This is a genomic window from Ilyobacter sp., assembly GCF_041583315.1.
GTDB lineage: Bacteria > Fusobacteriota > Fusobacteriia > Fusobacteriales > Fusobacteriaceae > Ilyobacter.
The window spans coordinates 1-7,916 of sequence record NZ_JBFHGC010000061.1; the positions used below are offsets into that span (position 1 = coordinate 1).

The 7,916-nt window shown below is 36.7% G+C and carries 8 protein-coding genes; 5 read left to right on the forward strand and 3 right to left on the reverse strand.

The window, feature by feature from the left end; genetic code table 11:
* Positions 1-13: 13 nt before the first annotated feature.
* From ABZA26_RS03545 to citF, 3 genes are all read left to right on the forward strand, one after another.
* On the forward strand, positions 14-94 hold the full coding sequence (locus tag ABZA26_RS03545) for a hypothetical protein (protein WP_372713146.1): 81 nt from the start codon (positions 14-16) through the stop codon (positions 92-94).
* Positions 95-192: 98 nt separating this feature from the next.
* Entirely contained in the window at positions 193-1,074 is an 882-nt protein-coding gene (locus ABZA26_RS03550; RefSeq protein ID WP_372713139.1) for a CoA ester lyase, read from the forward strand.
* Positions 1,075-1,113: 39 nt separating this feature from the next.
* Positions 1,114-2,652, forward strand: a complete 1,539-nt coding sequence (citF, locus tag ABZA26_RS03555) for a citrate lyase subunit alpha (protein WP_372713140.1) — start codon at positions 1,114-1,116, stop codon at positions 2,650-2,652.
* Between the two features lie 59 nt (positions 2,653-2,711).
* Here citF and ABZA26_RS03560 read toward each other — a convergent pair whose 3' ends face one another.
* Positions 2,712-3,311 carry an HAD-IA family hydrolase gene (locus ABZA26_RS03560; protein ID WP_372713141.1) on the reverse strand — a complete coding sequence of 200 codons (600 nt, stop codon included), beginning with the start codon at positions 3,309-3,311 and terminating at the stop codon, positions 2,712-2,714.
* A 287-nt stretch (positions 3,312-3,598) separates the two neighbouring features.
* Between ABZA26_RS03560 and ABZA26_RS03565 the strand changes: the two genes are divergently transcribed.
* Both ABZA26_RS03565 and ABZA26_RS03570 read left to right on the forward strand, forming a co-directional pair.
* A complete protein-coding gene (locus tag ABZA26_RS03565) occupies positions 3,599-5,059 on the forward strand; it encodes an alanine/glycine:cation symporter family protein (protein ID WP_372713142.1) in 1,461 nt (486 codons plus the stop codon).
* A 250-nt stretch (positions 5,060-5,309) separates the two neighbouring features.
* Positions 5,310-5,771 (forward strand): OmpH family outer membrane protein, encoded by a 462-nt coding sequence (locus tag ABZA26_RS03570; protein ID WP_372713143.1) that lies wholly within the window; start codon positions 5,310-5,312, stop codon positions 5,769-5,771.
* 29 nt (positions 5,772-5,800) lie between these two features.
* Here the strand turns inward: ABZA26_RS03570 and ABZA26_RS03575 are convergent, their stop codons facing one another.
* Positions 5,801-6,577, reverse strand: a complete 777-nt coding sequence (locus ABZA26_RS03575) for an aminotransferase class IV (RefSeq protein WP_372713144.1) — start codon at positions 6,575-6,577, stop codon at positions 5,801-5,803.
* 1 nt (position 6,578) lies between these two features.
* Positions 6,579-7,916: aminodeoxychorismate synthase component I (pabB, locus tag ABZA26_RS03580; protein WP_372713145.1), on the reverse strand; the 1,338-nt coding region annotated here is incomplete at its 5' end.

The following is a 7,916-nucleotide window of genomic DNA, read 5'->3' on the forward strand; positions in this document are numbered from 1 at the left end:
GATAACATCAGTAGTGGTAAAAGCCCAGGATAAGGGAGCTCTTGACTATACTATTAAATCAAGAATTGAAGCTGCTGTTACGAGAGGACTGTAAAAGTTATCTTGTAAATGAGAGGTAAATTTTTTTGTGGAACAAGCAGTTTTTACATTCAATAAAATTTTGTGTTTAAATTGTAAATTATGATTTGAGAGGTGTTGAAATTGAAACTTAGAAGAAGTATGTTATTCATGCCTGGAAATAACCCTGGTATGCTTCAGACTGCTGTTGATTTTGGAGCAGACTCAATAATTCTTGATTTGGAAGACGCAGTAGCTCTTACTGAAAAAGATGCAGCAAGGATATTGGTAAGAGAGGCTCTTAAGGTTAATGACTATTCATCTGTAGAAGTAGTTGTTAGAATAAATCCTCTTTCTACTCCTTTTGCAGACGAAGATATAGACGTAATAGCAAGACTGAACCCAGATGCGATACTACTTCCGAAGGCTGTTCCTGAGGACGTAAGAATTATGGATGAAAAACTCTCCAAGATAGAAGAGGAAGAGGGGCTAGAGAAAGGGAGTATAAAAATTCACTGCCTTGTAGAAACTACTTATGGAGTGGAAACAGTCTATGAAACGATAAAATCGAGCTCGAGAATACAAGCTATACTTTTGGGGGGAGAAGACCTAGCTGCAGACCTTGCAGTAAAGAGAACCAAAAGTTCAGAAGAGATATTCTATGCCAGAACTAAAGTGGTAAATGCTTGTAAGGCATTGAAGATAGATGCTATAGATACTCCATTTACAGATACAAATGATTATGATGGGTTAAGAGCAGATACAGAAAAAGTGAAGGGGCTTGGTTTCAGTGGTAAACTGGCTATAAATCCAAGACAGATAGATACTATTCATGAAGTGTATTCTCCGAGTGAAGCAGATATAAATTATGCACTTAGAGTTATGTATGCACAGGATGAAGCAGAAAAAGAGGGATTAGGAGTATTCTCTTTGGACGGTAAAATGGTCGATCTGCCTGTAATAAACAGAGCTAAGCAGACTCTTGACGTAGCAAGACTTATAGGTCTTATAAAGTAATTAATAGGACATAATTATATATATGTGAGGTGCTTTAATATGAAAAATATTTTGGGAAGAGATATTCCCGATTATATAGAGGGGTATGGCGAGGTAAAACATTACAATGGTTACCTAGCCGCTAAGGGCGAAAAATCCAAAAGAGCTTTTAAATTTAAAAATGTACTGCCAGGTGACGAAAAGCTGTATAGAGGGCTAGAAACTCTCATGGACAAGCTTCCCCTTAAAGATGGAATGGTTATATCATTTCATCACCACTTGAGAAACGGAGACTATGTCCTGAGCATGGTGATGGAAGAAATCGCAAAGAGAGGATATAAAGATATAACAATCGCAGCGAGCTCTATATTTCCGTGTCATAAAGATATCGTAAAATATATAGAGAATGGAGTGGTGACTCAAATATATGCCGCCTACATCTCTGGACCTGTGGCAGATGCAATATCAGCTGGAAAGCTAGCTAAACCTGCTGTAATGCTCACACATGGTGGAAGAGCCAGAATTATGGAATCTGGCGACCTGAATGTTGATTTTGCTTTCATAGCAGCCCCGACTTCAGATGAATATGGAAATATAAACGGAGTAGACGGGAAATCTGCCTGCGGAGCTCTGGGATATGCTCATTCAGACGCTCAGTGTGCTGACATTACAGTAGCAATAACAGATAACCTTGTAGAGTATCCAAACCCTATATTTGAAATAGACCAGACACTTATAGACTACGTCGTAGTTGTGGATGCGATCGGAGATCCTAACGGAATTGTATCTGGAACCACTCAGATCACAAAAAACCCAATAGGACTTAAAATAGCCTCCCTTACTTCAAAATTTATAAAAGATTCAGGGTATTTTAAAAACGGCATGAGTTTTCAGACTGGTGCAGGGGGAATCTCACTGGCTGTAGCTGCTGAAGTAAGAGAACAGATGAAAAAAGATGAAATATGCGGTAGTTTTGCTTCTGGTGGAATCACCGGTTATATAGTTGATATGTACAAGGACGGACTTTTCAAATCACTTTTTGATGTCCAGTGTTTTGACCTTGAGGCGATAAAGTCTGCCAAGGAAAATCCAGATCATATAACTATGTCTGCCTCAATGTACGCAAACGCTGATAATAAAGGTGCAGTTGTAAATAAACTAGATATTGTTATATTAGGGGCTACAGAGATGGACACTAATTTCAATGTGAATGTAACGACAACTTCAGACGGTAAAATCATGGGAGGTTCTGGAGGTCATAGTGACACTTCTGCAGGATCTCAACTGTCTATTATAGTTTCTCAGCTTGTAAATTCAAGGATTTCTGTAATAAAGGACAAAGTTACCACAGTGACAACTCCTGGGGAAACTGTAGATGTCCTTGTAACAGAAAAGGGTATAGCTATAAACCCAAAAAGAACAGACCTGATTGAAAGGTTTAAAGATTCTAAGCTTCCAATTAAAACAATAGAAGAGCTGCAAGAGATTGCTGAATCCATGACTGGAAAGCCGAAAGATATAGAATTCGGAGATAAAATAGTGGCAGTGGTAGAGTATAGAGATGGTACAATAGTGGACGTAATAAAAGAGATGAAATAATAAAAGAATCCGGCTTGGTTTTTAAGCCGGATTCTTTTATTATCAATATGAAATTTTAATTATAACATTTCTAGTTTTTCCAACTCATTAGACAGGTCTTCGGGTTTTTTTAAGACAATTCCCTTTATACCAAAGTATGTTGCATTTGCTATATTGTGTTTTGAATCGTCGATGAGTAGCGTTTCTTTTGGGATAAGCTGATATTTTTTTAAAAAATAATTGTACATCTCTTTTTCAGATTTTAACATGTTTATTTCAGAAGAGATTACTTTTCCGTAAATTTGCTGAAGCATGGGTATTTCAGAAAGATATTCGTTTAAAAGATCCTCGTGAAAGTCGGCTAAAAGAAATATTTTGTATCCGTTATCATCCAATTTTTCTAAAATCCTAATATTTTCTTCTATAGGAGTAATAAAAGTTTTTCTTTCATTTAATATTTTTTTTGCTTCTTCATAGGAAATTGAAGACTTGGAAGCAATTCTTTTTGCAGCTTCATCAGAATTTATTAATCCTCTGCTGAGGTCCTCCCACTCTTTATCTCTAAAAACTTCTTTGTATATTAAATCTCTTTTATCGGAGCTGAATTCCTTTTCTAAATAGTGTTTTGGTGTGAATCTGAAAAGTACCTGTCCTAAATCAAAAACCACATTTCTTATCATTGTATAACCTCCCTATTTTTTCAGGATTGGTACAAAAGTCGATCAAAGATGTATTTTTCATTGAAAATTCCTTTTCTTAATTTTACAATATATATCACTAAATTCAAACAAAAATCCTATATTTTTTTAAATTTGAAAAAATATAAAACTGAAATAAATACAAAAAATTATACAAATTAAATTTTTATTTTAACTGTTTTTAATAATAAAAATGGAATTTTTATGAAAAATGTAGTAATTTATATATTGTAAGGAACGAAAAATTAGTGAAAAGGGAGGGGTTTTTAATGAATTTAAGAGATGCTGTTGATTTTTTAAATAGCATAATTTGGAGTAAAGCACTCGTATATCTTTGCTTGGGTATAGGGATATACTTCTCCATAGTCACAAGATTTTTGCAGGTAAGGCACATAAAAGAGATGGTAAAACTATTGTTTAAAGGTGGATCCTCGGAAAAAGGGATATCATCATTTCAGGCATTGGCCATATCTATTTCAGGTAGGGTAGGAACAGGTAATATTGCAGGAGTCGCTACAGCTATTGCCTTAGGAGGACCCGGGGCTTTGTTCTGGATGTGGGCAATCGCCTTTTTAGGAGCCTCGTCTGCATTTGTAGAGTCTGCTCTGGGGCAGATCTATAAGGTGGAAAAGGACGGAGAGTATAGAGGTGGACCTTCTTACTATATAGAAAAAGGTTTGGGGATAAAATGGTATGCAGTCCTGTTTTCTATAGCTACTATAATCGGAGCAGGGGTATTTCTTCCGGGAGTACAATCTAACAGTATCGCTTCAGGATTTGAAGGAGCTTTTGGAATATCTTCTACTGTAAGCGGAATTTTTATAGTAGCCCTTTTAGCCATTATCGTATTTGGTGGAGTAAAAAGAATAGGTAAAGTTGCTGAAATAGTAGTTCCTTTTATGGCCATAGCTTACATAATAATGGCTGTAATCATTCTAATAATGAATATAACAGAAATTCCCAGGGTATTTGTACTCATCATAACGTCAGCTTTTGGTACCAACCAGGTTTTTGGAGGGATACTGGGGATGGCAATATCATGGGGAGTAAAAAGGGGTATTTACTCAAATGAAGCCGGCCAAGGAACAGGACCACATGCAGCAGCAGCAGCAGAAGTATCACACCCTGCTCAACAAGGACTTGTACAGGCTTTTTCAGTATATATAGATACTCTATTTGTATGTTCTGCCACAGGCTTCATGATTTTGATTACAGGTAATTATAACACTTACAATCCAGCAGGAGGATTTATAAGAGAGAATCTTGCCGGTGTGGAAATAGGTCCGGCGTATACGATGGCGGCTGTAGACAGTGTATTTCCAGGGGTGGGGAATATATTTATAGCTGTAGCTTTATTCTTCTTTGCCTTTACAACAATAATGGCTTATTACTATATAGGTGAGACAAATGTGGCTTATATAGAAAAAGAAGGAGACACTAAGTATATAACAATATTCAGAGTGCTCTTCCTGGCGGCTACTTATTTTGGCGCAGTAAAAACTGCCAGTCTTGCCTGGGCTATAGGGGATATTGGAGTGGGGATGATGGCGTGGATAAATATTATAGCCATAATACTTCTCCGTAAGCCGGCCTTGATATGTCTCAAAGATTACGAAGATCAAATTGCTCAAGGGATAGAAAATCCTGAATTTCATCCGGAAAAACTAGGGATTGAAGGGGCTGATTTATGGGAAAGAAGAAATGCCAGAAAAGCTGCCTCTAAGAAATAAAAAAATATATGAAACTTTACATGCAGAGCGGTTAATTCCGCTCTTTTGTATTTCTGAAAATATGCAGCAGATACTATTAATAAATTTTTTTAAGTTTTTAGAACAGTTTTTTTTATTGACTTTTTAACGATTATTCAGTCTAATAGAGGAGAAAAGTTAGCGGAAGGATGTGGTAGTTTTTATGAAATTATTTTTTTATATATTTTTATTTCTTATAAATGTGAGTGTATTTTCACAGAATATTGCAGTAATGGATCCAAGGCTAGTATTGGATCAATACCAAAAGAGACTTGAGTTTGAAAATGACCTCAGAGAAAAAGAGAAAAATTATCAAAAGATTATTTTTGATGAAAGAATAAAAATTTTGGAAGAAGAGGGAGAACAGTTAAAAAAATATGGGAGTCTTTCTCAAGAAGAGAAGAGGAAGATCACATCAAAAAATGAAGAATTGGATGAAAAATATGATGAGATGGAAAACTCTTTAAAGGAACTTCATCTGGAATATCAGAATATTCTGAAAAGTGATATAACTATTGCAGCGGTTATAGTAGGTAAGGAAAAGGGGTATGACATTGTTATAAGCAAAGAGGTCTCTTTTTACGGAGGAGTAGACATTACACAGGATGTTATTGAATTTTTAAATTCCAGTGACAGAACATTACTTGAAGAGAGTCTGAAGAATGGCTCCAAAAATTTAGAACTTATAAGATAAGTGGGGAGAAAGTGGAATTTCTCTCCTCTTTATCTGTCATAAAAAAAGTCTGCTATTATATCTGTATTTTTCCTTTCTGAATAGGTCTTACTGTCTATCTTGTTGACCCACATTACGTGCGTGAGGGAGTTTGTAATAAAAACTTCATCAGCCTCTATAAACTCAGAAAAAGAGTAACGCCCCTCCTGAAATGGAATGTTTTTTTGTTTCAGCTTTTCGATGACCTTTCCCCTCATGATTCCAGGGAGGAGTCCGCACTTTATAGCGGGAGTCTTAACTACCCCGTCCTTTATGAAAAAAATATTACTTATTGCTCCTTCACATACTTCATCGCTGAAATTAAGATGCAGAGCTTCGTCAAATCCAGAAGACCTTGCATTTTTTAGAGAGATTAAGTTGTCAGTGTAGCAGGTGCTCTTTGTATAGGTGAGAGGAGAGGTTGGGTTCTTTCTTAAATCAGAGGTTTTCATGGAAAATCCTTTTTGATAATCCTCCTCAGTATAAGAAATTACTCTGCTGCTCATTAAAAGGTCATAAGCCGTTCCCCTTTTTAAAATTGTAAATCTCAAGGCGAAATTATTCAGTTTTGATCTTTCTATGTACTCCTCTATAATTAGTTTAAATTTCTCATAGGAGATTTTAAATGAAATGTCTAAAGAGGGACACCCCTTGTAAAGTCTTTCATAGTGGTCCGGGAGATACTCTGGTTTTTTAGCTGAAACAAAGATGGTTTCAAAGAGCCCGGTCCCGTAGAGCTCCCCTTCTGAGAAGGGAGTGTTGACATATTTTCCGTTTAAGTAATTCATACTATCCCCTCCACATAAGAGCCTCTTTCAAGGCCTTGCCTTTCAGAAGGCTTTCCTGATATTCGCTTTCAGGATCGGAATCCCAGACTATACCCCCGCCCACCTGGAAATACCCCTTGTTTTCCTTGCACAGAATGGTACGTATGACTATATTCAGATCGATACTGCCGTCAAAGGCAATATAACCTATGGATCCGGTATAAATATTTCTGGATGTAGGCTCTAATTCGTCTATTATTTCCATAGCCCTTATTTTTGGTGCTCCAGTTATGGAACCTCCGGGAAAGGTTGCTCTGAGGATGTCTGCAGTGGAAATATCTTTTTTTAGTTTTCCTGTTATGGTTGCCACCTGCTGAAACAGAGTGGCGTATTCCTCTATACTGAAAAGTTCGGTGACTTTTACGCTTCCAGTTTCTGAGATCTTGCCTATATCATTTCTCTCGAGGTCAACTATCATGAGGAGTTCAGACCTGTCTTTTTCACTGGTTTCAAGAGTTTTTCTGTTTTCTGCATCCTCTTCCGGAGTAGATCCCCTGGTGATTGTTCCTTTTATAGGACGGGTCTCTATCATGCCGTTTCTTACCTGGATAAATCTTTCAGGGGAATAGCAGACTATTTCTCCCTTGCCGAAATTCATATAGCTGGCAAAGGGAGCGGGATTTGTAGACCTGAGCCTCTCATAGAGGGTATAGGGGGACTTATTGAGCTCACACTGAAATCTCTGGGTGAAGTTGATCTGATAGATATCTCCTGAATAGATATAATCTTTCACTTTCTGTATGGATTCCAAATAGGAACTTTTATCCATGTTACTTTGAAATACAGGTTCTTTTTCATATGTTTTACTGACAGTTTCTTCGGTCTTTTTTTCTATTTTTGACTCTAATTTTTTTATTATTTTATCTGCATCTTCGTTGAATCCGTGGGCTATGAGATATTTTTTGTTTTCCAGGTGGTCCACAGCCAGGATACCGTCGTAAAAACCCAGAAAAAGGTCTGGGATATCGACATCATGTGTGACAGTTCTCGGAAGGGATTCTATATGATGGCAGAGATCATAGGCCAGATACCCTGCAGCCCCTCCTGTAAAAGGTATATGAGATTTTTCAGTTACCCTGTATTTATCGAGGTACTCCTGGAGTGCGTCAAAGGGATCGCCCTTTAGTATTTTCTTAGTGCTTTTTTTCAAAATTTCTGTAATTTTTTCTTTTGATTTTATCACAAGAAAGGGTTCTGACATCATGAAACTATATCTTCCCAATTTTCCAGGGTCTTTCTGACTCTCTAAAATAATCGGATATCTGTCTTCTTTGAATTTTTTAAAAAGATTTCCAGTATC

Bases quoted from the DNA above. Each gene is read 5' to 3' on its own strand.
- citF (WP_372713140.1), top strand. From the start codon at position 1,114: ATGAAAAATATTTTGGGAAGAGATATTCCCGATTATATAGAGGGGTAT.
- ABZA26_RS03560 (WP_372713141.1), bottom strand. From the start codon at position 3,311: ATGATAAGAAATGTGGTTTTTGATTTAGGACAGGTACTTTTCAGATTC.
- ABZA26_RS03565 (WP_372713142.1), top strand. From the start codon at position 3,599: ATGAATTTAAGAGATGCTGTTGATTTTTTAAATAGCATAATTTGGAGT.
- ABZA26_RS03570 (WP_372713143.1), top strand. From the start codon at position 5,310: ATGGATCCAAGGCTAGTATTGGATCAATACCAAAAGAGACTTGAGTTT.
- ABZA26_RS03575 (WP_372713144.1), bottom strand. From the start codon at position 6,577: ATGAATTACTTAAACGGAAAATATGTCAACACTCCCTTCTCAGAAGGG.